The 25,358-nt window shown below is 69.1% G+C and carries 25 protein-coding genes and 1 pseudogene; 12 read left to right on the forward strand and 14 right to left on the reverse strand.

Annotation, left to right across the window (positions count from 1 at the left end):
- Positions 1–514: 514 nt before the first annotated feature.
- The 4 genes from cpt to J1792_RS33055 form a co-directional block, all read right to left on the reverse strand.
- A complete protein-coding gene (cpt, locus tag J1792_RS33040) occupies positions 515–1,048 on the reverse strand; it encodes a chloramphenicol phosphotransferase CPT (protein ID WP_242705185.1) in 534 nt (177 codons plus the stop codon).
- Positions 1,049–1,191: 143 nt separating this feature from the next.
- Positions 1,192–2,142 (reverse strand): MBL fold metallo-hydrolase, encoded by a 951-nt coding sequence (locus J1792_RS33045; protein WP_207248921.1) that lies wholly within the window; start codon positions 2,140–2,142, stop codon positions 1,192–1,194.
- Between the two features lie 609 nt (positions 2,143–2,751).
- Positions 2,752–3,504 (reverse strand): alpha/beta fold hydrolase, encoded by a 753-nt coding sequence (locus J1792_RS33050; protein ID WP_086566346.1) that lies wholly within the window; start codon positions 3,502–3,504, stop codon positions 2,752–2,754.
- 49 nt (positions 3,505–3,553) lie between these two features.
- Entirely contained in the window at positions 3,554–3,790 is a 237-nt protein-coding gene (locus J1792_RS33055) for a hypothetical protein (protein ID WP_086566331.1), read from the reverse strand.
- Positions 3,791–3,983: 193 nt separating this feature from the next.
- On the opposite strand from J1792_RS33055, the gene J1792_RS33060 reads away from it, so the two are divergent.
- From J1792_RS33060 to J1792_RS33075, 4 genes are read left to right on the forward strand one after another with little or no spacing between them, the layout of a single operon-like run.
- Positions 3,984–4,823, forward strand: coding sequence for a hypothetical protein (locus J1792_RS33060; protein WP_086566332.1), 840 nt, complete (start codon positions 3,984–3,986; stop codon positions 4,821–4,823).
- 22 nt (positions 4,824–4,845) lie between these two features.
- Complete coding sequence (locus J1792_RS33065) at positions 4,846–5,973, forward strand: hypothetical protein (RefSeq protein WP_086566333.1); 1,128 nt, start codon at positions 4,846–4,848, stop codon at positions 5,971–5,973.
- Positions 5,970–7,436, forward strand: a complete 1,467-nt coding sequence (locus tag J1792_RS33070) for a hypothetical protein (RefSeq protein WP_143587556.1) — start codon at positions 5,970–5,972, stop codon at positions 7,434–7,436. Before J1792_RS33065 ends, J1792_RS33070 begins: the two co-directional genes overlap by 4 nt.
- Before the next feature lie 36 nt (positions 7,437–7,472).
- Positions 7,473–8,822 carry an AAA domain-containing protein gene (locus J1792_RS33075; protein ID WP_207248922.1) on the forward strand — a complete coding sequence of 450 codons (1,350 nt, stop codon included), beginning with the start codon at positions 7,473–7,475 and terminating at the stop codon, positions 8,820–8,822.
- A gap of 54 nt (positions 8,823–8,876) precedes the next feature.
- Here J1792_RS33075 and J1792_RS33080 read toward each other — a convergent pair whose 3' ends face one another.
- From J1792_RS33080 to J1792_RS33095, 4 genes are all read right to left on the reverse strand, one after another.
- Positions 8,877–9,800: a hypothetical protein gene (locus J1792_RS33080; RefSeq protein WP_207248923.1), complete on the reverse strand. Its 924-nt coding sequence runs from the start codon at positions 9,798–9,800 to the stop codon at positions 8,877–8,879.
- A gap of 46 nt (positions 9,801–9,846) precedes the next feature.
- Positions 9,847–10,518 carry a class I SAM-dependent methyltransferase gene (locus tag J1792_RS33085; RefSeq protein ID WP_086566337.1) on the reverse strand — a complete coding sequence of 224 codons (672 nt, stop codon included), beginning with the start codon at positions 10,516–10,518 and terminating at the stop codon, positions 9,847–9,849.
- A gap of 270 nt (positions 10,519–10,788) precedes the next feature.
- Positions 10,789–11,472, reverse strand: coding sequence for a DUF885 family protein (locus J1792_RS36040; RefSeq protein ID WP_207248924.1), 684 nt, complete (start codon positions 11,470–11,472; stop codon positions 10,789–10,791).
- Positions 11,382–11,945: a DUF885 family protein gene (locus J1792_RS33095; protein WP_207248925.1), complete on the reverse strand. Its 564-nt coding sequence runs from the start codon at positions 11,943–11,945 to the stop codon at positions 11,382–11,384. Before J1792_RS33095 ends, J1792_RS36040 begins: the two co-directional genes overlap by 91 nt.
- 113 nt (positions 11,946–12,058) lie before the next feature.
- On the opposite strand from J1792_RS33095, the gene J1792_RS33100 reads away from it, so the two are divergent.
- The 5 genes from J1792_RS33100 (at position 12,059) to J1792_RS33120 (ending at position 16,981) form a co-directional block, all read left to right on the forward strand.
- The gene (locus J1792_RS33100) at positions 12,059–12,850 is read left to right on the forward strand and encodes a phytanoyl-CoA dioxygenase family protein (protein WP_086571455.1); all 792 of its coding nucleotides are present in this window, start codon (positions 12,059–12,061) and stop codon (positions 12,848–12,850) included.
- Positions 12,851–12,982: 132 nt separating this feature from the next.
- The gene (locus J1792_RS33105; protein ID WP_086571457.1) at positions 12,983–13,570 is read left to right on the forward strand and encodes a nucleoside deaminase; all 588 of its coding nucleotides are present in this window, start codon (positions 12,983–12,985) and stop codon (positions 13,568–13,570) included.
- Between the two features lie 381 nt (positions 13,571–13,951).
- Positions 13,952–15,175: a Fic family protein gene (locus J1792_RS33110; protein ID WP_242647030.1), complete on the forward strand. Its 1,224-nt coding sequence runs from the start codon at positions 13,952–13,954 to the stop codon at positions 15,173–15,175.
- Between the two features lie 113 nt (positions 15,176–15,288).
- A complete protein-coding gene (locus J1792_RS33115) occupies positions 15,289–16,203 on the forward strand; it encodes an alpha/beta fold hydrolase (RefSeq protein ID WP_086571461.1) in 915 nt (304 codons plus the stop codon).
- A gap of 40 nt (positions 16,204–16,243) precedes the next feature.
- Complete coding sequence (locus J1792_RS33120; RefSeq protein ID WP_086571463.1) at positions 16,244–16,981, forward strand: MerR family transcriptional regulator; 738 nt, start codon at positions 16,244–16,246, stop codon at positions 16,979–16,981.
- Positions 16,982–17,198: 217 nt separating this feature from the next.
- On the opposite strand, the gene J1792_RS33125 is transcribed toward J1792_RS33120, so the two are convergent.
- Positions 17,199–17,852 (reverse strand): TetR/AcrR family transcriptional regulator, encoded by a 654-nt coding sequence (locus J1792_RS33125; protein WP_086571465.1) that lies wholly within the window; start codon positions 17,850–17,852, stop codon positions 17,199–17,201.
- A gap of 176 nt (positions 17,853–18,028) precedes the next feature.
- Here J1792_RS33125 and J1792_RS33130 point away from each other — a divergent pair, with 176 nt between their 5' ends.
- Together J1792_RS33130 and J1792_RS33135 are read left to right on the forward strand one after the other, a co-directional pair.
- Positions 18,029–18,241 (forward strand): hypothetical protein, encoded by a 213-nt coding sequence (locus J1792_RS33130; protein WP_207248926.1) that lies wholly within the window; start codon positions 18,029–18,031, stop codon positions 18,239–18,241.
- Between the two features lie 49 nt (positions 18,242–18,290).
- Positions 18,291–18,917 (forward strand): SRPBCC family protein, encoded by a 627-nt coding sequence (locus J1792_RS33135; RefSeq protein ID WP_086571467.1) that lies wholly within the window; start codon positions 18,291–18,293, stop codon positions 18,915–18,917.
- Between the two features lie 273 nt (positions 18,918–19,190).
- On the opposite strand, the gene J1792_RS34900 is transcribed toward J1792_RS33135, so the two are convergent.
- Positions 19,191–19,724: a serine hydrolase family protein gene (locus J1792_RS34900; protein WP_307843162.1), complete on the reverse strand. Its 534-nt coding sequence runs from the start codon at positions 19,722–19,724 to the stop codon at positions 19,191–19,193.
- Between the two features lie 94 nt (positions 19,725–19,818).
- Positions 19,819–20,379, reverse strand: a pseudogene (locus J1792_RS34905) (serine hydrolase domain-containing protein); the annotation flags it as partial.
- A 252-nt stretch (positions 20,380–20,631) separates the two neighbouring features.
- Between J1792_RS34905 and J1792_RS33145 the strand changes: the two are divergent.
- Positions 20,632–21,477 (forward strand): SDR family oxidoreductase, encoded by an 846-nt coding sequence (locus J1792_RS33145; protein WP_207248927.1) that lies wholly within the window; start codon positions 20,632–20,634, stop codon positions 21,475–21,477.
- Between the two features lie 58 nt (positions 21,478–21,535).
- Here the strand turns inward: J1792_RS33145 and J1792_RS33150 are convergent, their stop codons facing one another.
- From J1792_RS33150 to J1792_RS33160, 3 genes are all read right to left on the reverse strand, one after another.
- The gene (locus tag J1792_RS33150) at positions 21,536–23,128 is read right to left on the reverse strand and encodes a PfkB family carbohydrate kinase (protein WP_207248944.1); all 1,593 of its coding nucleotides are present in this window, start codon (positions 23,126–23,128) and stop codon (positions 21,536–21,538) included.
- On the reverse strand, positions 23,125–24,696 hold the full coding sequence (locus J1792_RS33155) for a carbohydrate kinase family protein (RefSeq protein ID WP_086571474.1): 1,572 nt from the start codon (positions 24,694–24,696) through the stop codon (positions 23,125–23,127). The genes J1792_RS33150 and J1792_RS33155 overlap by 4 nt, the downstream gene beginning before the upstream one ends.
- 222 nt (positions 24,697–24,918) lie before the next feature.
- On the reverse strand, positions 24,919–25,308 hold the full coding sequence (locus tag J1792_RS33160) for a hypothetical protein (protein ID WP_207248928.1): 390 nt from the start codon (positions 25,306–25,308) through the stop codon (positions 24,919–24,921).
- Between the last annotated feature and the right edge of the window lie 50 nt (positions 25,309–25,358).

Below are 25,358 nucleotides of genomic sequence, written 5' to 3' on the forward strand. Positions count from 1 at the left end.
GCCCGCGTACGAACGCCCATCAGGGAATGCTTGACCACCGATGGATCATGCCGTCCCGGAGGACATCAGGGGGGAGACTCCTTACGATGACCCCAGCCCAGAACATCGGTCTCGGCAGCAGGCTTGTAAGGGCGTTCCTCCGTCGCGTCCCGCCGTTCCTGCTCTGCTGCGTCCGGTGCCTTCTGCTGCCGCTTCCGCTTCTTCGCAGCGGCGCGGGCCTCGTCCCGTCCCTTCTTGTGCATCCCGACCATGACTAAGATCCAATCTCTTGCACCGCGGGATCTCTTCTCAGGTTCACACGGATGGACGAGGCGCGCATCATGCCGCGCAGCTGCGCGCCCAGGCGCAGTGCGTACCCGTACTCATGAACGCCTTCACTCTGCGCATCGCCTACGACACCCACCGCACCGAGCCGGCGAGCGACGGTGGGAACGGCATGCGCCGGGGTGGGCCGCCTCAGCGCCGTCGCAGCTTGAGCAACCTGCGGCCAGGCGTCAGGGAGCCGATCCGGCGATCAGCCGAAGTGGGCGGCGATGGTTCGCGCACACGCAAGGGACTCGGTGTGCGTCGTGTCCACCTCCAGGTCATAGAAGACCCCGTCGTGAACCACATCGGCCTGCAACGCGGCCATCCCATGGACGCGATCTCCTCGTGCGATCTCACGGCCTGCGGCGACGGCGCTCTCACACCTGACGCCGACCCACAACACGGCCAGTCCGTCCAGAGCCTTCTGCCACCGCTGCTGGGACGCCGCTCCGCCGAGGAAGACGTCATCGATGATGACCTTGGCGCCTCCACGGACCATCGCCGCTATGCCTTCCGTCCAGGCCGCCTCCAGCGCCCGGAAGTCCGCCCCGACGCTCACTCCGCCGTCCGCCGCGATCTGGATCCCCTCGTCCGACGCCTGCATCTTCGCGGGCATGGCGTCGATGAACGAGTCGCACCCGAAGACAAGCCACGGATCCGGCAGTACGTCCTGCAGGCACCGTACGATCCCGGACTTCCCCGAGCTGGACCCGCCGTTGAGAATGATCATCTGAGTCGCCACCGGGCCACAGTAGGTCGCAACCTGCACGGCACGAAACGAATTTCGGCACACACACGCCAGCGATCTCAGGCCGACGGCCACCGACGGCACGACCGTGGCACGGCGTCTCGTTTACGCCTACGACGCGGTACGGCGAGCGGAGTTCATGCTGCCCGGCTCGTCCGGTGGGCGGCGGGCTGCCGGTCCGCCGGGACGGGGGTCAGCCGGTAGCCGTCGGCGTGGGAGCTGACGTGGCCGCCGGTGGGCGGGGGGAAGTGGGTGCCCAGGACCAGGGTGCCGGTGCCGGCCAGTGAGGCGAGCAGGGCACGCCGGGTGGCCTGGGATTGTGCGGGGTCGATGTCGACGCAACTGCCGATGCCCGGGTCGGCGAGCTGGACCGGGTGATGGATGCAGTCTCCGGTGATCAGCGCCGTCGCGCCGTGACTGCTGACCTGGACCGCGATGTGGCCCGGGGTGTGACCGGGCGTGGGGATCAGGCGCACGCCCGGGGCGATGTCCATGCCCTCGGCCGGAACGTGGACGAGGTCGAGCAGCCCGGCGTCCTCGATCGGGTGCACGGAGTCGCGGAACATCTGCTGCCGGGCTGCGTCCATGTCGTGGCCGGCCCAGAACTCCCGCTCGGCGCGGGAGGTGACGTAACGGGCGTTGGGGAAGGTGGGAATCCATTGACCGTCCGCCTCACGGGTGTTCCAGCCGACGTGGTCGGCGTGCAGATGCGTGAGGATCACCAGGTCGACGGACTCCGGGGGGAAGCCGGCGTCCGTGAGGCGGCGAAGGTAGTCGGTCCGCAGGTTGTGCCAGGCCGGGTTCGCCCGCGTCTTTCCGTTGCCGACCCCGGTGTCCACGACGACCCGCCGCCCGCCGACCGAGAACGCGAAGCTGTGGCTGGAGAGGTGCAGGACACCTTCGTGGTCGGCGAAGTCGGGCTGCAGCCAGTCGTGCCGGGCGACGACGTCGGCGGTGGCGGTGGGCAGCAGCCATCGCCCGGTCGCAGGCGGGAGAGGCGCCTCGTCCACTCGGTGGAGGGCGATGTCCCCCACGATCCAGGACGGGGCGGCGGCGGAGGTGAGTTCGGGGGCGGTGGGTGTCTGCATCGCGGTGGCTTCCTTGGGAGAGGGCGGAGGCGGTTGCCCGGGCGGAGCGGGAGGCGGACACGGAACCCCTTCCGCCCACTTAAAGCAACTGGTTTGCGTTAAGTCAACGTAGCCCCTAGCGTCGACTAAGGCAAATGTTTAGCTTTTAGGTGCGCGGTCGAGGCAACACCCCAGTCGCGCCGGCCCATCCAGGTGCCGCCTAGCGTGCGGGCGAGGAGAACGACGATGCGGCCGCATGCGCTGCCCCTGGTCGCCGCCCGGGAGATGGGGCCCACCGGAGCCCCGGCCGACCCAGGGCGCGCGCCTGACGCAATTGCTTTGCAATAAGGTAAAGGTGGTCACCATGCCCAGACCAATGGCCCGCGGGTTGGCTGTGGGAGCGTTTCCTGCCGAGGCTTCCGGTGCGCGGCAGCGCGCCGTCATGGCCACCTACTTCAAGGGCGCCCCGGCGCAGGAGGCCGCGGCGGAGCGCCTCGGTCTGCCCTTCAGTACCTTCCGACGCCGGTGTCCTGACCGTTCCGGCCCGGCTCGTTCCGAGCGGCCGCTGCGGAACGTCCCCGTTCCTTTGACGGCCGCTCGGGACACCGCACCGGGCCGGAGCAGCGCCCCTCAGCGCCGCGGCCGCGCCCAGAACCGCTCCAGGGCGTCAGCCGCCGCATCGGGCCGTTCGAGCATCCACCAGTGCCCCAGACCCGTCAGCGTTTCGGTACGGGCTCCGAGACGGGCGGCCACGGCGGACGAGGTCTCGATGTCGTCGAAGGGATCGAGCGTCGGCTGGAGGACCAGGCCCGGAGCGGACGTGGGAGCCGAGAGCTCCCGGCTCCAGGACGCGAAGACGTTGGGCGTCGCCGAACGGTAGAGATCCAGGATGGAGACCGCCATGGTCTCGTCGAACGCCGCGGCCATCGCCTTCGCGTGCTCCTCCCCCACTCCGGCAGCCACAAGCTGGTCGGCGGTTCCCTCAGGAGCTCCAGGGGCGGCGCCCACCGCGGTCCGCACCCATTCCTCGCCGGCTCCGGATGTCTGCCACAGCCGCGCCGCCGCATGCCACTCGTAGTCCGGGTGGAGTACGCCGCCCACGTCCACGGCCCAACTCCGCAACGGAACACGCGAACCGGCCGCCACGCACGCCACCAGCAGCGCGCCCCAGTCATGACCGACGAGGTCGATCGGCCCCTCCATCTCGAGCAGCGCCGCCTCCAGCCACCGCACGTAGTCCTCCTTCGCGGCACGGAACCCGTGCGGCCGGGGACCACCGAATCCCGGAAGCTCCAAGGCCACCGTGTCCCCGCCCAGCCGGGCACGCAAGCCGTCCCACACACTGCTGGTCTCCGGCACACCGTGCACGAACACAGCCGTCATCGTCCTGCCTCCTGTCTCGGTCACCGGGCTGCGCAGGGCAGCCTCCTCCTCACCGTTCAACGGCGCGGACATCAGTGCGGTTCATCCGATCGGCCAACTCTCCCGCACCGTAGTCAAGCAACTCGTCCCGCGTGGCCGGGCCGCGGGGTCGGTCGGCGGCGATCAGCGCCGGCAGTTCGGCCCGGTCGGGGCCGGCATCGCCGTAGCGGGGGCAACCGGCGCCCAGTTCGATGATGCGCTCGTTGAGGCCCGGACTGGCCAGCGCTTCTTCCGGGGCGGCCGGCATGCAGCCGACCTCGGTCGGTGTGGGATGTGGCGCGCCCTGAAGAGAAGGGCCTGCAGCGGACGCAACGGGCGCTGAGCAGTGACGCAGGCAGGAGGGGCCGAGCGTACATCAACTCCCCTTAGTTCGGAGGAATTTCGGGAGAAGTTCGGAAGAGCTGTGGACGCGCGTGAGGCGCCTGTGCTGTCCTGGCGTCATGGAGTCGATCGAGGGGCTCTCCGCCCGTATCAATCAGCTGCAGAACGAGGCGAACGAGGCCCTGGCGCGCGGTGATGTGGACGCACTGACGCGCATTCGCGAACACCTGCAAGCCGCCGAACGGCAGCGGAACCGGGTCTGGGAGGAGGCGCTGGCCAGCGCCTCCTCGCCCTCCCCTCCTCACTCCCCCGGCTCCCGGGCGGAAGGTCCCGAGGAATCCCTACCGGTCGTCACGCCGACGACGGCCCGGGACGCGGTGCGGATGGCCCTGACGGATGTCGGCGCCCCCCTCGACCCGAAGCAGATCCAGCTGTGGGGGACGGCCAAGTACCGGACGAGCTTCGCCACTTCACGCGCCGTCTACTCGCTGCGCCGGGATGAGCAGAGGGCGTGGAGGCAGAACCCCGATGGCCGGTTCTTCTACATCTGCCCGGCGATCTCCCATGACACCCTGGCGCCCGCACGGGCGGCGCTGACCGTATCGACCTGGGACGACGAGGATCGGATCCTGAGCCCGTACACCCCACGGGTCGCCTATCTCAAGCTGGTGCTGGCCACCGCTGCGGCGGTCAAGGAATGCCCAGCGGCCGGGCCCGGAGACCGTAGGCAACTGGAGGTGCTTCTGGCCAAGTTGGCGCGACCGCTGCCGAATCTTCCGCCCCGCTTGGCCGACCCGGCCGTCGTCGGCGAGGTGGCCGAGTCCGAGCTGGCCCTGATCGCCACCGCCGATGAAGACATCAGACGCGCTTCCCTGGAACGACTGGCCGCCCTCTCCGACGAACAGCGCCTGTTCGGCCAGCCGCTCAAGGTCCACAGCACGTCCCGCCGCCACGCCTAGCGTCAGGAGTACGACGTTTCCCATGTCCACCGACGAGTTCGAAGCACGGCTGGAGGCCTTTCGCGGCGACCTCCCCGCCGTGCGGCCCAATGCGCGGACCGTGGCTGCCGCCCTCGACACCCCTGATTGCCGCCGCCGGCGCATCCTCGAGGCCGCCAGCGTCGACAAGTCCGAACTCGCCCGGCATCTCGGGCACCCGATTCCCGCCGCCCAGTCCCCTTTCGCACTGCGTCGGGGCAATCTCTTCGAGAGCGCCGTGAAGGAGAACGGCGATGCCCACCTCATCGCCGAGCTGCGCAAACAGATCGACCTGCCCATCCCCGCCACCCGGCACAAGGACCTGTCGTCCAGCAGGGCGCGGACCAAGGGCCTGAAGGAGATGAAGCTCCGCGCCAAGGAGACGCAGGCGGCGCTGTCGCTGCTGCTGAGCGAGGACCCTTACGCCCCGAACGTCCTCGATCACGCGGTGACGTCCCTCGAGGTCGGCGGCTCCACCGTCTATCTCGAACAGGACGCCCTGGCCCACTACACGGGCAACAAGCTCTACGTGGTGGAGATCAAGAGCTTCCCGGTGATCAACAACCAGGTGGACCCCGTGAAGCTGCGGCCGGCCACCCGGCAGGCGGCGGTCTACATCCTCTCCCTGCAGCAGACCCTGGCACGCATGGGACATTCGCCGGAGAAGGTTGCCACGGACGCGGTGCTGATCTGCCCACGGAACTACGACCTCACGCCCACGTCCGCCACCCTCGACACCCGCCAGGAGCTACGGGGGCTGAGGCGCCAGCTCGACCGCGCGGCAAGCGTGAGCGAGCTCGAGGCTCTGCTACCGCAGGGGCTGACCCTCTCCGCCGCGGATACGGAGCACTGCGCCGAAGCGGTGGAACAGCTGCCCAACGCCTACCGGCCGGCGTGCCTGGACAGTGGCTGCGAGCTGGCCTATTACTGCCGCTCCCGCGCCAGGGACGCCGGCGAGACGGTCGCGCTCGGAACCCCGGTCCGGCAGGCGTTCGGGCCTGTTGACATGATCGATGACGTGCTGGCCATGGCGGACAGCGGCATCGCGCCCAGCCGGTACGAGCAGGACCTCGCCGCCGACCTGATCCATATGCAGAAGCTGTACCGCGCCGCAGGGGGTGGTGCGGCATGAGCGGCGCACTGCTGACCGCTTTGCTGCGCGTACGTGCGGCCCAGGAAGGACGCGCGCAGCGTGCGGCGCGCTTCCGGCACCTGCACATCGCCGACGAACCGCTCGTCGTCGCCGCGTACAACCTGGCAGGAGATCCGGCCAGTCCGCTGGGGATCGTGTACGGCACGGACCGTGAACGGCCCTGCTTCCGGGTGGCCCCCGAACCGCGAAACCGTGACATCCGGTTCCGTCTTCTCAATACCTTCTTCTCCGACTTCGTCGCGTACGTGGACGCGTTGCCCGAGGGCGATCCCCCGCAGGTGATAGCCGGGAACCAGGCGACTCTCGACTACCTGTTCAGGATCGGTGACAGCGTCCGGTTCCTGCCCGTGGGCGAGGGGGTGGAGCCGGAGACGGTCCTCGGGGGCCGGCACCTCGTCCGCCTCGTCGAGCGCAGGCAGCGCCCCGGTGCGGCGACCGCGGTGGCGCTGACCCGGGACCTGGCCGCGCACTGGATCACCGGGCAAAGCGCCCTGGAGGACGCGGCTCTCGGTCCCCTTCTCGCCTGGATCGACCCTCCTGAAGGACAGACCGGCCGCGGCGCGGCCGAGTCGGCCGAGCACACCGGACTGCCGGTGGGGCCACTCCCCAAACCGGAATGGGACGAGAAGCTGGCCCGGCTCATCACGAAGTTCAACGAGGCCAGAGACGGAGCCACGGATCCGAAGCTCGTCTCGCGCCTCGGCACACCTGTGAAACGGATGGTGCGCGACGCGTTGATGGAGAGCTGGGACGACGTGTGGAGAGGCCTGGACCTGCTCGTGGACCTTCCGGAGGCGCCGCACGCACAGGAGCGCTGGGCGGAGGACTCCGAGGACTGGGCCGCCTGGCGCAAGTACATCCATGTGCCGGAGGCCCGGCTTGCACGCAAGACCAGCGCCCGCGCGGCGGTGTGGCAGCTCGGCGACCGTGAACAGGCACAACGACGGGTGGAAGCCCAGAAGATCGTGGACGATCCGCTGAAGTTCGTGGCCGCGGTGGCGGACGGCCTCGCGCTGAGCGGGCTTGTCGTCAGCGCCGACCCGGACCGGAAGATCGTGCCGCCGGGGCGTAAGAACAAGGTGTCGCGGCCCTTGTTCACACTGAGCCTGGAGCGCCCGTCACCCCTGCCACTGCACACCGAGGTCTTCTGGCTCGACCGCCTGGCCTGCCAAGGTCGCATCGTGGAAATGACCATGTCCCCGCCCCGGGTCACCATCGAAATCGCCAAAGGAACCCGAAGAACACGCGGTGAGGACCCCACCTTCCCCCGGCTCGGAAGAGAAGCCCGTTTCACCACGCTCGATCCCGGCCAGGACTGGAGGATCAAGCTGCCCGACGCCGATGAGGTGTGGACCCACAGCCACATGGTTCCCGAGACCCAGGCCGTGGCCGACCAGGATTCCGACTTCGTCCCCCAGCTCCCCGACGGCGACGACGCGTAGAGACGACACGTAGAAGGGGCGAACAGGAACGCCATCATGCCGAACGAGGAAGCGGTGCACGCGTCGGAACGCGTGACGCTGGAATTGACGTCCCGCCTGCTCAAGCTCGGTGCGCACGAGGCACTGATCGTCGACTCGCCGCCGGGGGCGGGCAAGACGACGCTGGTCACCCGGAGCACCCGGACGCTGGTGGACTCCGGAGTCGAGACCGTGCCGGTCGTCGTACAGACCAATGAGCAGGCCAACGACCTGGTCAAACGCATCAGCGCGGACTTCGACCTGCGCGTCGGTCGCCTGGTCGGCAGCTCTTACACCGTGCCTCCCTACCTGTCACGGCTGCCGAGGGTGCAGATCGAGAAGAACCCCGGGGACTTCCACCGTCCCCAGGTTGTCGTCGCCACCGCCAGCAAGTGGGCATTCTGCCAAGGGAGACAGTCGTACCCGGTCGCTGTGATCGACGAGGCCTACCAAATGCGGAGCGATCTGTTGTACCGCGTCGCCCCTCTCTTCGGCTCCTTCCTCGCGGTGGGGGATCCCGGCCAGCTCGACCCCTTCACCACCCTGGACGAGAAGCCCTGGCAGGGGCAGCCGTACGACCCGCTGCAGACGGCCGGCGCCGTGCTCGCCGAGAACGCGGACGGGGATCCCCTGCGGCTGCCGGTCTCATGGCGGCTGCCGCAGGCCGCAGCGCGGCTCGTGCAAGAAGCCTTCTACGACCAGGCGTTCATGGCCGGAACGCTGCCGACGGAGCGCCGCCTGCACCTCGACACGGTGGACATCGCGGGCTGGGCGGACAAGACCCTGACCCACGCGGCCGAGACCGGCTGGGGCTTCTGCCAGCTGCCCGCCAGACACACGCCACCGGGCGACCCCGAGGTCGCCGCCTCCCTGGCGATGCTCGTCCGTCGCTTCGTCGAACGCCACCCCTGGACGAGCAACGAGGCGTCGGCAGGCGACCGGAGACTCACCGCCGACCGCATCGCCGTGGGCACGGTACAGCGCGCCCAAGAGGCCGCCGTACGATCCGCTCTCGACCAGCTTGCCCACGAGCACGAGCACCTCGCGTGTTTGCGAGAGGTCGTGGTGGCCACCGCCAACAAACTGCAGGGAAGGGAATTCGATGTGGTGTTCGTGTGGCACCCCTTGTCGGGGCGCCAGGATGCCACCGAATTCCATCTGGAGGCCGGCAGATTATGCGTCCTGCTCTCCCGCCACCGGCATGCCTGCGTCGTCGTCAGCAGGGCCGGAATCCGGGAGCTGCTGGATGCGCACCCCAACAGCAACCCGGTGTACCTGAATGTGCCGGCGAAGTTCCCCGACGGCTGGGAAGCTCATCAGCAGGTGCTGGAACACCTCGGCGGCCATCGCGTCGATGCGCTGCCGTAGGGGAACGTGCTCTGGCTTTGAGTCGTGGAGAGCGACCGCATCACCACGCAGGCATCAGTTCTTCGCACACGTGACGACCGGCCCCTTGAGCATGCCACCGGTGTAGGTTTCCTGGCCATTGGGCAGCCAGTAGCCCATCTTGGAAACGATCGTCGAACAGTGCGCCCCCAGGCGCACCACGACCTTCACTTTCGCCGGACGTCCCGGTTGCACACCGACCAAGGCGCAGTCCAGGACGTGCGGCCGCCGTTCCTCGGACGGGTAGGCCTTCGTCAGGGGGTTGGTGCACTGGCGGTCGGAGGAGGAGAGGCGTACGCCTGTTCCTTCCTGGCCGATCAGGCCCAGACGGGCGTTGCTGTCGCCGCGCAGGTCGTGGCGCGTGACCGTGTAGGTCAGCGTCGTGGCGCGGCCCGGGCGGATGGTGGCCGGTGTGACGGTGATGGTGTGGACCGGGGCCGGCTTGGGCCAGGCCAAGGTGATCGTGCGGGTCCAGCCGCCGCGTGCGTCGAAGGCCCGTGTCGCCGATCGCGCACGCATGACGACCGCGACCTTGTACGTGCCCGGCCCGGGGTACTCGGTGCGGGTGCCCAGACGCCCCGAGGCGACCTCGCGGCCGTCGCGCGCCGTCATCCGGTACGTGCCGGAAACATCGCACGCGGAGCGTTCGCACCAGGCCGGCGTCGACAGGGTGATGAAGGCATTGTCCAAAGCCGCGCACAGTCGTGTCCTCGCCGAGCGCCCGCCCGCGCCGGTGAGCGCACTGCCGTCCACGCACCGCTGCTCCCCCGACTGCGGGGCTGCCGCTTCCAGGGCCTCCACCGCCGGCGGCGGACCCCACAACGGCGTAGCGACCAGCGAGGCAAGAACGAGCGTACGAACGAATCTCTTCGGCCCCATCACGAGCTCCCGGTGTCCAAAAATCAGCACAAACGCCCGGAATGATTCTCCGTGTGCCCACACCGACCGTTCCGACGCCACGCCGACGAAAAGGAAGCCCTCCCGGTCGAGGGCTTGCGCCCCACACTCAGGCGACGGCGGCGCGTACGAGCAGGGTGCCCAGAGCCTCGTCCCCCGGCGGGGGCACGACACGGGCGTCGACGTGGGTGAAGCCGCTGCGCTTGAGCAGGTCGGCCCACGCGTCAGGGGTGTACTGCCAGCGGAGTACGGTCAGTTCCCGCTCGCGCCCCTCCAGCCATTTGCCGCGCATCTGCTGGGGCCCGTAGGCGTCGGGGCCGGGCTCGGCGTGGCTGAAGACGAAAACGCCACCGGGCGCGAGGCGCTTGGCGACCAGGGGGAGGAGTTCTTCCGGGTCGGTGAACCACACCGCGCCCCACATGGAGTAGATCGCGTCGTACTCGGTGGCCTCGGTGAGGAGGAAGTCGCAGGCGTCCGCGTGGACGAAGGTGACGCCCGGTACGTGGGCCCACCAGCGGCGGGCGCGCTCGATCTGGAAGGCGGAGAAGTCCACGGCGGTCACCTCGATGCCGCGGCGTGCCAGGTGGACGGCGTCGGCACCTTCGCCCGGGCCCAGTTCCAGGACGGTGCGCGGAGCGCCGAGGAGTTCCGGGCCGGGGCCGTGGCCAGGGAACTGGGTCCATTCGAACGGGCCCGGCTCGGGGGTCGGCTGCTCGCCCTCCCCGCGGTGCGGTTTGTACAGGTCCCAGTATTCGGCCGGCGTGAGGGGCGGGCGGGGCATGGGCTCCTCGAGGGGGAACGGTGGGCCGGCGGAGTTCGCCACCGTACCGGCGCCCGCCCGGCCGCCGCCGGGCGTTGGCGGAATGCCGCCGGGTTGGAGCCGGCTCGAACGACACGGCACGACCGACCTCGCTCTGCTCCGCCGCGCCGCGCGGGAGGTCGGGTTACCGACAGATGTTCTGGCCGCGGCCATCGGGCTCGCCGAGACGGCAGCCACTACAGTGGCGCCGTCTGCCCGCCGACGCCGCGTTCTCCATCAGCCCGGCCGCCATCACGCTCTCGGCCCTCGGCGATGCCGGAGCCGCCCTCCATGCCGGCCGAGGCCTGCACCCTGGGCAGTTCCCCACGACCGAGCGGCGAGCCCGCATGCACACCGATCTCGCCCGCGCCTGGTGGCAGTGGGCAAGCACCAGCAGACCGCCGACGCCCGCCTCAAAGCCCTGCGAGCGTCCCCTGCCGAGGTACGTGACCGGCCCGCCATCCGTAGCGTCGCCACCGACCTGATCGACCGGCACGCCCGAACACCCGGCGCACGCGAGCGGTCGGCCGCGGTCCGCATCTCGGTGGCCGTTCGGTGGAACTCCTCCAAGGCCCAGTGGTAGGTCTCGGTCACGTCGATGTCCGTGCCGGTGGTCCAGCGGGCCGAGAGCAGGTAGCGTTCGCGGCCCACGGCGTCCGGGGTGCCGTCCGCGGCAGGCAGGTACGTCTCCCTCAGCCAGCTGCGGAACTCCTCGACGCCGACGGTGGCGTGGGCAGCAGCGGCCTCCAGTTCCTGGCGCATCCGGGGCGGGCCTTTGGCGACGAATTCGAGGAACCAACTCCTGGTGCCGTTGTCCTGGCCGGTCCAGGAGGCAAGCTGGCCGATCACCGCCCGCCTGGCGCGGCGCGGACAGCAGGCCTCGTCTGATGCCCTCGGTGAGGGTCGGGCGGTAACCGGCCAGCGCTGCCGACACATTGTGGCGCCGCGGCCCAGTCGTCCTCGGTGTCGGTGGGCATGAGGGCGAAGATCCTGCGCACCCGGTGCACGGCCGAGTTGACGTTGCGCAGCTGCCGGTAGTGGTCACCGGCTGCGTGCAAGGCGAGCTCGGCGGCGAGGCGCTCCCGCAGCAGCCGATCACAGGCCAGCTCCACAGGCCCTTCGCCAGCCGGTGCCGCGTTCAGCGCGGCGAGCGCACGACGGCACCCTTCGGCCAGGGCGTCGAAGCCGTCCGGGGACAGGTCGGACTGACGGTGGTCCCCCGGGAACAGGCCCAGCCTCGTGGAGGTCATTGGGTCGAGTGACGCGATCCGGTGGACGTAATCGTCGGCGATACGACGCGCGGTCATGGTCTTCTCCGGCACCCCGCCATCCTGACGGAACGTGGAGCGCGGTGTCACCAACGCAACCTGCACGTCACGAGCCGGGGTCAGGACCGGCTTCGTCGACATCTCACTGAAGGTCGCCGGTCTCAGATGGGCAAGAAGGGGCTTGGTGAACACCCGACAAAAGCGGTGCGGGGAATGTCGGGTGATCGGGGCTGGTGCCGCCGCACGATGGGGGCATGGATGACACGACCTTGGTATCCCGCTTCCTCCGCGACGGCTTCGTGAAGCTGGAGGGCGCCGTCGCGCCGCGCGTGGCCGCGGACTGCGCGCGGCTGCTGTGGCGAGAGACGGGCTGCGACCCGGACGATCCAGCGACGTGGACGCAGCCCGTGCACTGGGTGGCCGGCATGGCGCAGGGGCCCTTCGCCACCGCACCCAACTCTCCGTCCCTGCAGCGCGCGTACGACCTGCTCGTCGGCGCGGGACGCTGGGAGCCGCGCTACTCGCTGGGCACGTTCCCGCTGCGCTTCCCGCACGAGGAGGAGCCGGACGACGCGGGCTGGCACATCGAGGGGAGCTATCTGCCGGAGGGCGAGAGCTGGTACTTCACGAATCTGCGCTCCCGGGGCCGGGCGTTGCTGATGCTGTTCCTGTTCAGCGAGGTCGGCGAGAAGGACGCCCCGACCCGGATCCGGGTCGGCTCACACCTCGACGTACCTAAGGTGCTGGAGAAGTACGGGGAGGACGGGGCGAGCGGGCTGACCCTTGCGCCCGATCTGGTGGCGGCCTCCGACCACCGGCCACTCGCCCTCGCCACCGGGTCCCCGGGCGACGTCTTCCTATGCCATCCCTTCCTGGTCCACGCGGCGCAACCGCACCATGGGGTGCGACCGCGCTTCATGGCCCAGCCGCCGCTGATGCCGGCCGCGCCGTACGAACTGGAGCGGGCCGACGGCGCGTACTCACCCGTGGAGATCGCGATCCGTCGCGGCCTGGGACAGGACACCCTGGTCACCAGCCTTCGCTGAGAAACGCTCAATCTTCACTACGAGAGGTCAGCCGCCGTCGCGTCGCGGACACACGTCGGTCTTCGCCGGTTCCTGACTTCGGTCACGCCTGACAAGGACTGACCGGGCCGACCGGGCCGCTATACAAGGGGGATGACTTTCCCGGAGGCATCCCGGCGCCACTTCCTGCGCACGGCGGCCGCTGCCGCCCCGCTCGCCGCGCTCGGCACGCCCGCACCACCCGCGATCGCCGAGCCGCAACGCTGGAGCGGGGACTGGCCCGCACCTCTCCGGAACGCGGTGACGCGCGCCATGCCCGCCGCCGTGGACCGGGCCCGCGAGGCCCGCTGGCCGTTCGGGGCGGTCCTGGTCGGCGTAAGCAGCGGGGCCGTCGTGGCCGGAGCCCGTAACACCACGGACGTCTCCGGCGACCCCACGGAGCACGCCGAGATGAACCTGCTGCGCAAGGCCGTGGCGATGGACCTCGACCTCCACACTCACGTGGTGGTCTCCACCGCCGAGCCGTGTGCGATGTGTGCGGGCGCGCTCCTCTGGGGTGAGGTACGGGGTGTCGCCTATGGCACCTCCGTAGCCGAGCTCATCTCCTACGGGATCCCGCAGGTCGACCTGTCCTTCACCGACGTGGCCAGGCTCTCGCGGCTGAAAACGGGGCGGCCCATCGTGGCCCGTGACGTACGGCCGGACCTCACCGATCCGCTCTACCGCGATCTGATGCCCTGAGCCCCTGAGCACCGCCATGAGCTCCAGCCCGTAACGGCCAGGGCAGCCACAGGCCGATCGGGGCTCGAACGCGGGGACGGCGGCGCCGGTGCCGTTCCAGTCCGCCATGGCCCGGGCCCCGGTGGCGAGCGCCGGGTCGCGGGTCGCGTCGGCCGAGGCCGATGACGCCATCCGGCAGAGAAACCCACTTGAACGGGCCCTGGGTGGGCGTGGCAGGCTTGCGCGGTGATCGTTGAGTTGGCTCCCGGCTTTCTGAGCTGGGACGAAGTGGATCCTGCCCGTCATCCGTTCGACAGCGCGTCGGCAGCGCAGGTGGTGCAATCGCTCGGGCCGGCCCGGCGGGTGCCTCGCCGCCCCGACATCCCCTTCCACGACCTGGCGATGAGCGATTGGAGCCACGGCGAGGCCAAGCTCTGGGCCGACGCCATGTCGTATGCCCTCGTCCAGCGCTACGGCCGCTGGACCGTGGGCTGGCGCTGGGCACACGACGAAGGGGACTTCGACGGAGGGCCGGTGGGCAACTGGTGCTGCCCACGGGATTCGATCACCACCCCGGAGGAGACGCTTGCCCTCGTCGTCGCCGCGCTGTGCGAGTGGCGCGGGTGGCTGGAGAGTCTCGCCGGATGGTTCGAGACCTATCCGCTGCAGCTGAACGCCGTCGAGGACCAGCGGATCTGGTGGGAGCGCGCGGCTCGGAACCTGATCCTGCAGGTCGTCGACCGCACCGGCAGCGGCAGCGGCTGGCACAGGCACTGCCGTCAGGTGCTCACCTGGTTCCTCGATCGCTGGGGAGTCGCACCCGACATGGCGCAGGAGCTGGTCGAGGAGGCGATCGGCGGGCGGTTCCGCAGCTGGACCGGCCCCGAGACGGTGCTGGTCGACGACGTCGCGGAGCGGCTCGCGCTGTCGCTGCGGCCGGACGACGGCACGCGGTCCCCCGAGCCGGCCCCGGACCACCTGCGGCGCTGGCTCGCGTTGCGTGAGTCCGTGCCGTGGCAGGAAGCCCCGGGAGGTGGCGCGGACGGTCCGGTGATCCCATGCCGCGACGGCGCGGCGGAGGACATCCGCGCCTTCGACGGCGCCGTGGACCCCGCCCGTGCCGCGGGCCTGCTCGCCGCCCTGGAGCTGCTGCGGGCCGACGCGGCACGCGGCGTCCCGCTCGATTTCGAACTGCTCCGCCGCTGGCAGCAGCACGTCCTGGACACGCCGCAGGTGCCGCCGTTCCGCAGTTCGCCCGCCTTCGCCAAGGGGGGCCGGGAACGCTACGGCATCGGTCCGGACACCCGCGCCCGCTTCGATGCCTGCCTGGCCGAAAGCGCGACGAACGGCGGGCGCGCCCTGCCCCTGACCGCTCGCGCGGCACGCGCCTATCTCGACGTCTGCTTCTTCCATCCCTTCGACGACGGCAACGCCCGGTGCGCCTTCCTCGCCCTCGTCTTCGTCCTCGCCCGCGAGGGCATCGCACTCGAGGATGTCGGCCTGCTCCGTCGCGTCACCTTCCAGGCCGATGTCCCTCAGGACCCGCTGATCCTCGCCCGGTACATCGGCATCCACCTCACGGAGACCCGACGCACCGCCGCCTCCTCCGGCTCGTCACCGAGCTGAGCGGCTCAGTCCCACACCGCGAACCATCCGACCGTCGTTAAAGCTCGCACGCTTCGGGTACTGCGGCGGAGGGGCTTGACCCTGACCCTGCGTCAGGGTTGGAGCCTTTCCGCATGACGAACCACATCACTTCCTCGGATCGGCTCGCTCCGCCGATCGGAGGGTTCCAGGAGATCGACGGCCGCCGTGTTTTCGTGCATCGGTCGGGCAGCGGCGGACCGGCCGTAGTGTTCCTGCCGGGCGCGAGCGCGGCCGGCCTGGACTATTTCGGTGTCCAGCAAGGAGTTTCGCAGTTCACCACCGCTGTGGTGTACGACCGCGGCGGCACCGGCTACAGCGATCCCCTCCCGCTGCCGCGTACCGCCGCCGCGGTCGCCACGGAGCTGCACGAGCTGCTGCGCGCCCAGGGCATCGCCGCCCCGTACATTCTGGCGGCACACTCCCTCGGCGGCTTCTACGCGCATCGGTTCGCGCAGCTGTACCCGCAGGACGTGGCGGGACTGGTCTGGTTGGACGCCCTCCATCGCGACTGGGACACGTTCCTGCCGCCCGCAATGCATCTCGCCGCCTTCGAGCAGACGGCGCCTGATCTGGAGCAGCTCGAACAGATGCGCCCGGCCCTGCGCGAGATGCGCGACGAGTTGCTCGCGGACTACCCGGAGCACGTACGGCAGCCGCTGATCGATGCCCATGAGAGTGACGAATGGCTCCGCGTCGGCATCGCCGAGCGCAGCGCATTGGCCGAACTCGCCGGTGAATTGCGGGCCGGGCCGAACATTCCTGACGTCCCGGTGGTCGCCCTCACCGTGCTGGGCATCGACCCCGCCCAGCAGGCGCTGATGTCGGAGCGGACGTTGCAGGAAATACGCGATGGCAAGACGAGAATGGACGCGGCCCTGGTGAGCGCGGTCTCGCAGGGGGAACAACGCTTCCTCTCCGACACCCTCCACCACCGGCTCTGCTTCGACCGCCCCGATGCCGTGGTCCAGGCGATCCGCGACATCGTCGACCGGGCGGCTCGCCCATAGACTCGGCTCAATTGCCTTGCACGAAAACCAGAGGAGGACGGTGCTCACGATCAGCCGGCTCGCGGCGAGTGCCGGCGTGACCGTGCGCACCGTCCGCCACTACCACCACGTCGGCCTGTTGCCCGAGCCCGAGCGCGACGCCTCCGGCTACCGCCGCTACAGCGCGCAAGCGGTGGTGGATCTCATCCGGATCAGGACCCTCGCCGATGCCGGTGTGCCACTGGCCCGTATCGACGCGCTGCTGCATGCACAGCCGACCCAATTCGCCGTGGCCATCACCGACATCGACGCCGAATTGCAGCGCAAGATCGACCAGCTCACCGATTACCGCCGCCGGATCGCTGAACTGGCCAGCGGCGAAAGACTTGTCCTGCCTCCCGAGGTGGTCGCCCTCCTCAACCGGATGCGCAGTCTTGGGATCAGCGAACAGAGGGTACGACTGGAGCGCGACTCGTGGATACTGATGCAGGCACTGGATCCGCACGTCATGCCGCAGCGGATACGCGACAAGAACGCCGGCTTCGACGACCCCGAGACGATGCGCCTTTATCTCGCCTGTGATCAATCAGTCGACTGGGATCGGGACGATCCACGCCTGGACCGGCTCATCGACGACCTGGATGCGTGGGAGATCAAGCACGAACGAAACGGCAGCGAGCCAAAGTACGTGAAGCTGGCCATTTCCCGGATCTCCGAGTCATCACCGGCGTGGCAACGCATCCTCGATGCGCTCGCCCACCGCGCCAAGCAGCGCCGAACCGCCGGACACGACAGCTGAAGCCGGCACCCCTGGTCACGTCCGACAGCTGGTGCGCGCATATCGGCACGTCAGGACGTCGTCACTTGAGACAGTACGCGGCGTGGCAGTGGCCGACGCCATTCGCCCAGCCGGGGTACGAGGATCCGGCGAGCCGGACTCCGTACCTCGCCCCAGACCGCACCAGCAGCCAGTGCGTCGGCCCACCGACCGCCGCGATCACTCAGGTCCAACTCGCTCAGGCTCGGTCGGCCAGCAGGTCGTTGACTTCTGCGGCGAAGAGCAGGGCGGGGTCGAAGCCCATCCCGGTGAAGTGTCCGGCGAGTTCCAGGGACAGGACGCCGTGCAGCCGGGTCCAGAAGTTCAGCGCCTGGTGCAGGGTGGCTGCCGGGGCGGAGTGGCCGGCTGCCCAGTGCCGATGGTCTGCCAGGTGGGTGGCGAACGGCGCCGCGGGATCGTCGCAGGCGAGTGCCGTGCAGGCGCCGAGCAGGGTTCCCATGATCTCGGAGGCGATGCCGGTGATGTCCTCGGGCGCGTGGTAACCAGGGACGGGGGTGCCATAGATGAGGAGGTACCGCTGCGGGTCCTCCAGGGCCCAGCCGCGCAGGGCGTGGGCCAGCCCGGCGAGGTCGGCACCACTGGCGGAGGCCGTACGGAAGGTCTCGGCGAGGCTCTGGTACGCGTCCCGGATGAGTTCGGTGATCAAGTCGTCGCGGCTGGCGAAGTAGCGGTAGAGCGCGGGGCCGGTCATGCCCATCTGCCGGGCGATGGCGTTGAGGGAGAGCGCGGATGCTCCCGCCGTGGCGATCTGCTCCCAGGCGCGTTCCTTGACCTCCGCGCGCACCTGCGCGCGGTAGCGCTCCCGCGGGGTCTTCGTGTCCGTCTTCGCCACGGCCAGCCACCCTTCTCCAACTGTGGTGCGACTGCTGACAGTTAGAGGCTATCACGAACGTATTGACCAGTTGCCGTATGCGAGTTATAACCATTAACGAACGAGTGAGCTCATCACTCTCTCGCTCCGTCAGTTCACCCCACGCTCGTGCACTGCACCAGACAAGGGGAACAGTCATGAACTCGACTCCCACTACATCCAGTTCACGCCGACCTCGCACGGACTGGCGGCCCACTCCGCTGTCGCTGACCGTCGCCGCCTGGGCGGCCGCCGTGATGGTCGTCGGTCAGTTCGCTCTGATCGCGGCAGTCCCGGTCGTGATCGCCGCGTCCCTCGCACTTATCGTGACCCTCCGTCGGGCCCGACCCGCACGCCTGCCCGTGATGTGAAGGCCACCCACCGGACAACGCGCGCCACCGACCGACAAGGAGATCTGCCATGCCTGGCATCCGCAGCACCAGCATCCGCGCCGCCCTGTTCGCCATCCCTATCTCACTCACGGTCCTCGCCACCGCCGTCGCGCCCGCCGATGCCACCGCCCACCGCCCCAACGCGTCCCTCACCTGCCGTGGGAAGGGCGTGGATCCCGACGCACGCGTGCGCTACAGGACGCAGACCGTGATCCACGCACCACTGCACATCATCTGGAAGGCGCAGACCGACGTCGAGCGCTGGCCGTCCTGGCAGACTGCCGTCACGACCGCGCAACGCCTCGACCACGGCCCGTTCCGTCCGGGCTCCGCGTTCCACTGGACGACGCCGATACCCCCCAACCCCCACACGCCCGCTACGGGCTTGGACATCACCTCCACCGTCCGTCAGGTCAAGCCCGGGTCCTGCATCCGCTGGACCGGCCCCGCGGTCGGCGAAGGACTGCGCATCGACGGCGTGCACGTCTGGAACTTCACCAAGGTCAGGAACGGCGTACTCGTGAGCACGGAGGAGACCCACACCGGCCCTCAGGTCGACGCGAACGTCCCGGCCGCGACCGAGATCCTCCGGCAGGGCCTCGAAGCATGGCTGCACGACCTGAAGACCGCCGCCGAAGCCCACGATCGGGTGTGATCACCGCACCCAGCAAGACTCACATGTGTTGTCCGACTGCCCGTCGCCGCGACCCTCAGCCGGATGCAGAACAGGGTTGGGGGTCAGAACGCGCCGCAGAACCGCTTCGATCTCCCCACGGCTGGGAGCGCTGGTGCCGGCCAGGCCGCGCATGGTGAGGCCGTTCATGACGGCGGCCTCCGTTGTGGCGGTGACGGGATCGGTGTAATGGGTCAGGGCAGAGCGGTGCGGCGGCAGGAAGGCCCGATACCCCAGGGGCCGCGCCGGGTCGTCTCATTTCCCGAAGGCCGCGAGGGCGAGGCGCAGGCCTATCGCGGGGGCGCCTTGGTCGTCGGTGGAGGAGGTGCCCAGGGCGTAGACGGCTCGGCGGTTGAGGTCGCGGGAGGCGAAGACGCCGCTGCGGTAGCCGGGGTCGCTGCCGGTTTTGCCCCAGAGAATCGAGCCGTCGGGCAGGGGGACCGACATCAGGCCGACGCTGTAGCAGGCTGTTCCCTTGGTGGGACCGGTGTTGCAGTTGGAGTCGTTCGCGTAGGGCAGGGGCTTGTTGTCGGTGCCGCGCGGGACGGTGAAGAGTTCGGTGGCCTGGGCCGGGCGCAGGAGGCTGCCGTCGAACAGGCCGGTGATGAAGCGGTCGAGGTCGCCGGTGGTGGAGGTCATGCTGGCGGGCAGGCCACCCTGCTCGTTGACGTCGACAAGCTCGCCGTTGCTCCTGGGCAGGCCGGGGAGGTACGGGCGGGGTACGGGGTGCTGCGGCCGGGTGCGGCGGGGCGGTCTCGCGACCAGCGGCTTGAGGATGCGCTTGGTCACTTCGTGCTGGTACGAGTGTCCGGTGACCCTCCGGGATGAGCTTGCCGGCGACGCGGTAGCCGAAGGAGTTGTACTCCTGCTTGGTGCCGGGGCTGAAGCGCGGGCCCGGGCCGGGCCTGCCCTCGGGGCGGAGGGTCTGCTGGATGATCTGGTCGAAGGTGAGGTAGTCGAAGCGGCGGTCGATGTCCTGGTCCGGGGAGGTCCCGGGGGCGCCTTCGAAGTCCTGGGGAAGTCCGCTGGTGTGGTTGAGCAACTGCCGTACGGTGATGGGCTCCTTGAACCGGTCCTCCGGCAGCAGGCCCGGCAGGTAGTGCTGCACGCTCTGGTCGAGGTCGATGTGGCCCTCGGCGGAGAGCTGAAGGAGGATCACCGCCTCCATGGGCTTGGCGATGCTGCCGATTCTGAAGTGCGCGTCGGTCCTGATCCGCTTGCCGGTCACGAGGTCTCCGGAGGTTCCCTGCCAGGTCTGCCCGTCCTTGTGGACCTCGGCCACAGCGCCGGCGGCGCCCTCGCCGGGGCGCAGATGTATGGCCTCGTTCAGGGCTGCGCGGTCCAGGCCCGAAGACGTGGCCGTCTCCGCCTGCGCGGGGGCCATGGTGAGCATCACGGCGGCGGTCGTGACTGCGGCCAGGGACAGGGCCGATGAGCGGCGCATGCGGGAGACTCCGGTTTCGTAGGACGGCGGTTGTCGAACGATGTCGAGTCTTCCGGTCAGGGCCTGCCGGTACGACAGGGAAGACCCTGACCCGCCCCCGAGAGACCCCCGACGTCCAGGTCCAGGAAGTCCCCGACGGCCGTGATGCCCCGCCGCCTCCGCCACATCCTGTACCGCCCGCCCTCGCCTTCGCCTTCGCGTCCGGGCCAGGCAGGACGGAATACTCCGAGCACGGCCGAGGCTGACCTGATCATGAGTGAGATTCTTGTGACTGGCGCGACAGGCAATGTAGGCCGAGAAGTTGTTGCGCAGCTCCTGGCCGCTGGCAACGCTGTGCGTGCATTGGCGCGTGATCCCGAATCGGCCGAGCTACCGGAGGGCGTCAAGGTCGTAGGTGGGGACCTGTCCGAGCCGGACACGCTGGAGGGGGCACTGACCGGGAGCGAGACAGTGTTCCTGGTCTGGCCTTTCCTTACGGTCGAGGGCGCCCCTGCCGTACTGGAAGCGATTGCACGACATGCCCGCCGCGTCGTCTATCTGTCGTCGTCGGGTGTGAACGAGGACGCCGAACGGCAGACCGACCCGATCAACCAGCTCCACGCGGACATGGAGCGCCTGATCGAAAAGTCCGGCCTGGGGTGGACCATCCTGCGGTCGAACACCATCGCCTCCAACGCGCGAGGGTGGGCCGAGCAGGTCCGCACCGCGCACGTCGTTCGCGGTCCCGACATCGCCGCCACGGCGGTGATCCACGAGCGCGATATCGCGGCCGTGGCGGTACATGCGCTGACCGATGACGGGCATACGGGCGCGAAGCACGTCCTGACCGGCCCGCAGGTACTGAGCAGAGCCGACCAGGTACACACGATCGGGCAAGTGATCGGCCGTACGACGCGCTTCGAGAAGGTTCCCCTCCAGATCGCGCGAGAGCAGATGCTCGCCGACCGTCGGCCGCCCGCTCTCGTCGAGGCCCTGTTGGCCAGCGCTGAAACGCGGCCCGGATCGAACTTGATCACCTCCACGGTGGAAGAGATCACCGGAACGCCGGCGCGCACATTCCGTTCGTGGGCGGAAGAGCACGCGGGCGATTTCCGCTAGGTTCGCCGGCCGCCGTCCCCGCCCCATGCGTCAGGCCCGAGGCGTCAGACATCAGACGTCAGGCGTATTCGAAGCCGTGACTCTGGAGGGTGCGGTCGATGTGCCAAAAGGTCCTGCTGATGGCGTGGCGGGGGAAGGTCGTGGAGTAGGGGCCGGCCGCTGCGGGGACGGAGTCGCAGCCGTCCTCGATGAGGACGAGGACGCGATCGAATCCGCAGTGGCCCTGGAAGAGGCCGATCTCATGGATGACGTTCTGGCGAGCGACCAGGTGACCGTCGTCGGTGGTGTCTTCGGCGGTGAGGATGCAGACCGCGAAGCTGCACCGTTGAAGGTACTCGCTCAATGCTTCGGTGACCGGACGACTGCCCCAGGATTCGGATTCGAAGGAGTAGACCGGTACGCCGAAGCGTTCCTCGATGAAGGCCTTCACCGCCAGCCACTCCGGGCTGCGTCCGTGGGCGACGAAGACGCCGGTCGGCTGGGCGGCGGTACGTCGGGCCGCGTCCAGAGTGCGGATGAAATCGCGAGTGACGTCGGCGAGCTGTGCGTGTCCGTGGCTGCCGACGTAGCGCAGTTTGTGACGTGCCAGGGTCATGCCGAGCAGACAGCCGAGTTCGATCCGCAGCCGGTCTCCGGTGAGGACCGCGAGCAGGCCGGCGGCGAAGACGTCTCCCGCACCGGTGGCGTCCTCGATCTGGTCGTCGGGGAGGACGACCTGGGGGTAGAACTCGTCGAGCACCTTGTCGTTCTCGCGGCGCCAGGCGTGGATGCCCGTGCGGCGTTTGACGATGACGACGCCGCGTTCGTTGGCGAGTCGTTCCAGCAGCCTCGAGGCCACGTCTTGTTCGGTGTCCTGTCCTGTGCGGTGCCCGAGTTCATGGAATTCGCGGTGGTTGAGCAGCAGGTAGTCGGCGAGGCCGACGATCGCGTCCACGTCGGCCGTGTGGTTGACGCTCCAGACGTGGCCTGGGTCGAGGCTGATGCGTGTGGCGGGGCTGATGCGTTTGACGGCTCGCAGCAGCGCGAGGAGCCGCGCCGGGGTGTGGTCGTCGAGGAACGAGGTGACGTGGATGACGCGAGCGCCGGCGAGATAGGCGACGACTCGGTCGAAGGCCGCGTCGAGATGGTCGGCCATCGCGGTGTTGGCGCCCGCGTGGGTGAGGAGTGTGCGTTCTCCGTCTTCGGTGTAGGAGAAGCAGACGCCGCACAGGTGTTCTTCGTCGTGGAAGACCAGGGAGTGGTCCACCCCGAGTTCCTGGAACCTCTGGACGGCGGACAGACCGGGCCCGGGAACGCGGCCGGCGACTCCGACGTAGCCGAGGCGCAGATCGAGCTGGAGCTGGGCGAGGGTGTTGATGGCGTTGAACGCGGAGCCGCCGAGTGAGGTCTGCAAGGCCGAGGCGTTGACCGCCTCGAGCGCGGCGTAGACGGTGGCCTCGTTCACCGCCGCCTCGGTGCCCCACTCCGGGACGGGGCTGCCGTCGTCCAGCAGGGCCGCGATCCGCGCGCTCAGGGGCATCGAGCGGTCCGCGTCCGTACCGCGGTCGTCGTGGGTGATGTAGTCGAGGTTGAGGGCGCCGACACCGACGACGTCCAGGGCGAACTCCGCTTGTGTTGCCGGCGGGGATCCGTCGCTCAAGTCAGTGGTCACGTCCGCGGCCTCCTTACCAGGACTGCTTCCCGGACCAGCATGCGCTCCAGCTGCACGAAGGTGCTGTCGATACGCCCCGGCGGAAAGCTCATTCGAATCAACCCCGCGTTGTTCGAAAACTGCTCGCATCCTTCTTCAGCCAGGATCGCCACACGCCCGAATCCGTAATAGCCCTGGAAGACGCCAACCTGGTGAACGATCTCCTCGCTCGCCCGGCGCCGGCCTCCCGCCATCACCCGAGAGGCGGTGAGGACGGATACAGCGAATCCGCAGCGTCCCAGTTGATCGTGCATGAGCCGGGTGACGTCACCGCCGTCGGGCTGGGCCCTGCCGAGGGTATGGACGGTCAGTCGGCAGTCCTCCTGCAGGAACCTGCGCAGTGTCTGCCACTGGCTCCCGCCGTCGTGGGCCACCAGCACGGCTCTGGGCCGGGTACTCGGTCCGGTCAGCGTTTCGGTCGACTGCAGGAATCCCTCTCGCCCCACCGCCGGGAGGGCGGCGGAGGGGTGGAGGTCCCCTCGGGCGATGCGGTACCGGGACAAGCTCAGACCGAGGTACGCCCCCAGTTCCACCTGCAGGCGCCCCGAAAGCAGAGCTGCCAGGACGGAGGCGGAGAACACATCGCCGGCGCCCGTCGCGTCTTCGATCTGCGTCTCGCGTAAGGGTCGACGCAGGTGGAAGCGCTGTGCGAGCACTCCGGCTCTGGAGTCCCGGAACACCTCGATCGAGTCGTAGCGCTTGGTGACGAAGACGGTGCATCCCCGCGAACAGCGCGCCAGCACCCTGCGCGAGAGCACCTCGTCGGATTCGCCGAGCGAGTAGCCGCCCAGCGCCTTGAACTCCCGGTGGTTGACGAAGAGCAGATCGCTCAGGGCGAGGATTCCGTCGATGGCGTCGCTGCGGTGTGCCGCCCAGTCGAAGCCGGGGTCGAAACTGATCTTCAGCGCCGGGTTGCGGCTGCGCGCCCGGGTGAGAACCTTCAGCATCACGGGCGGTGTCACCTCGTCCAGGAAGGAGGTGACATGCACGATCCGAGCGCCGGCCAGGTACGCCGCGATCTCTTCGCCGTGGGCACGCAGGTGGTCGGCCATCGCGAAGTTGGCGCCGGGATGAGTGAGCATGACGCGCTCGACGTCGTCCAGGTAGGACAGGCAGATGCCGCAGAGCCGGGCCGGCCGGCGGGCCACCCAGCGCCGGTCGATCCCCAGCAGATCCATCTGCCGCACGAACGACAGTCCTGGAGTCTCGATCCGGCCGACCACGCCCACGTACCCCAGCCGCAGGCCCAGTCGCATCTGCGCCAGCGTGAAGATGGTCAACCACGCCGAACCACCTAATGAGGCATCCAGCGACGACGCGCCGAGCCGCTGGATCGCCTTGCTGATGGTCAGCTCGTCGACGGGCCCTTCGGTGTTCCACTCGAACCGGGCCGTCGACTCCGAGACCTGCTCGGCCATCCGGGCCGACAGCCGAGAAGCGCTCGCGATGTAGTCGACGTTCAACGCCCCGAACCCGACGACCTCCGGTGCAGAAGGCTGCACGTCGGCTGCGCGCGTGTCCCCATCCATGACTCCCCCGTCAGGCCGGCTCCACTTTCCCACCATGGGATACCCGCCCACGCCCCCGTTCATCGCGGAGCAGGCAGTCGGTCGGAGACAGGCGGTGGATCAAGGCGGTCAAGACCCTCGCGTGCCGGGCGGCCGCCGAAGCTGGGGTGCCGAGCAACGGCCGGGGCGTGTTCCCCGGCCGCTCGTCACGTCACCGGCTCACGGCTTCACGCAATCGGTCGATCACTTGTGGATTTTGATGCAGACTTCGTCGGGGTAGTCCAAAGGCTCCTGCGTCCTCTCCACGCCGGCGCACATCATCGCGCCATCGGGGTAGTTCCTGCTGCTGAGCCCTTTCATGTAGATCACGTACGCCCCGTTCTGCCAATCGGTCCAGTTCCACTCGATGTTTCCTCCGCCATACCGCACCTTCGCGAAGTAGTACCCCGAGCGGACGTGGCCGAATTGCTCGCTGATCATGACGTCCGAGACGTGCAGCCCCTTGCCGATGACCTTGATGCACGTACCGTTGTCGCACTTCGCGACCGTAGCGGACGCGACTCCGTTGGTGAACAGCGAAAGGGCCGCGCCGGTCACAAGGGCCGCCAGTAGCCGGCCTCGGTGCATACGCATGTCTCTCCTGCCCCTGCGTGTGAATTGTCCTGGACGTCACTTCTTCAGCG

This window comes from Streptomyces triculaminicus (assembly GCF_017349075.1).
In the GTDB taxonomy this organism is placed as follows: Bacteria; Actinomycetota; Actinomycetes; order Streptomycetales; family Streptomycetaceae; genus Streptomyces; species Streptomyces triculaminicus.

Bases quoted from the DNA above. Each gene is read 5' to 3' on its own strand.
- J1792_RS33100 (WP_086571455.1), top strand. From the start codon at position 12,059: ATGGATGACACGACCTTGGTATCCCGCTTCCTCCGCGACGGCTTCGTG.
- J1792_RS33110 (WP_242647030.1), top strand. From the start codon at position 13,952: ATGAGCGATTGGAGCCACGGCGAGGCCAAGCTCTGGGCCGACGCCATG.
- J1792_RS33145 (WP_207248927.1), top strand. From the start codon at position 20,632: ATGAGTGAGATTCTTGTGACTGGCGCGACAGGCAATGTAGGCCGAGAA.
- J1792_RS33130 (WP_207248926.1), top strand. From the start codon at position 18,029: ATGAACTCGACTCCCACTACATCCAGTTCACGCCGACCTCGCACGGAC.
- J1792_RS33115 (WP_086571461.1), top strand. From the start codon at position 15,289: ATGACGAACCACATCACTTCCTCGGATCGGCTCGCTCCGCCGATCGGA.
- J1792_RS33160 (WP_207248928.1), bottom strand. From the start codon at position 25,308: ATGCGTATGCACCGAGGCCGGCTACTGGCGGCCCTTGTGACCGGCGCG.
- J1792_RS33105 (WP_086571457.1), top strand. From the start codon at position 12,983: ATGACTTTCCCGGAGGCATCCCGGCGCCACTTCCTGCGCACGGCGGCC.
- J1792_RS33050 (WP_086566346.1), bottom strand. From the start codon at position 3,504: ATGACGGCTGTGTTCGTGCACGGTGTGCCGGAGACCAGCAGTGTGTGG.
- J1792_RS33045 (WP_207248921.1), bottom strand. From the start codon at position 2,142: ATGCAGACACCCACCGCCCCCGAACTCACCTCCGCCGCCGCCCCGTCC.
- J1792_RS33070 (WP_143587556.1), top strand. From the start codon at position 5,970: ATGAGCGGCGCACTGCTGACCGCTTTGCTGCGCGTACGTGCGGCCCAG.
- J1792_RS33155 (WP_086571474.1), bottom strand. From the start codon at position 24,696: ATGGATGGGGACACGCGCGCAGCCGACGTGCAGCCTTCTGCACCGGAG.
- J1792_RS33075 (WP_207248922.1), top strand. From the start codon at position 7,473: ATGCCGAACGAGGAAGCGGTGCACGCGTCGGAACGCGTGACGCTGGAA.
- J1792_RS33060 (WP_086566332.1), top strand. From the start codon at position 3,984: ATGGAGTCGATCGAGGGGCTCTCCGCCCGTATCAATCAGCTGCAGAAC.
- J1792_RS33085 (WP_086566337.1), bottom strand. From the start codon at position 10,518: ATGCCCCGCCCGCCCCTCACGCCGGCCGAATACTGGGACCTGTACAAA.
- J1792_RS36040 (WP_207248924.1), bottom strand. From the start codon at position 11,472: ATGTGTCGGCAGCGCTGGCCGGTTACCGCCCGACCCTCACCGAGGGCA.
- J1792_RS33055 (WP_086566331.1), bottom strand. From the start codon at position 3,790: ATGCCGGCCGCCCCGGAAGAAGCGCTGGCCAGTCCGGGCCTCAACGAG.
- J1792_RS33065 (WP_086566333.1), top strand. From the start codon at position 4,846: ATGTCCACCGACGAGTTCGAAGCACGGCTGGAGGCCTTTCGCGGCGAC.
- J1792_RS33095 (WP_207248925.1), bottom strand. From the start codon at position 11,945: ATGTCGACGAAGCCGGTCCTGACCCCGGCTCGTGACGTGCAGGTTGCG.
- J1792_RS33135 (WP_086571467.1), top strand. From the start codon at position 18,291: ATGCCTGGCATCCGCAGCACCAGCATCCGCGCCGCCCTGTTCGCCATC.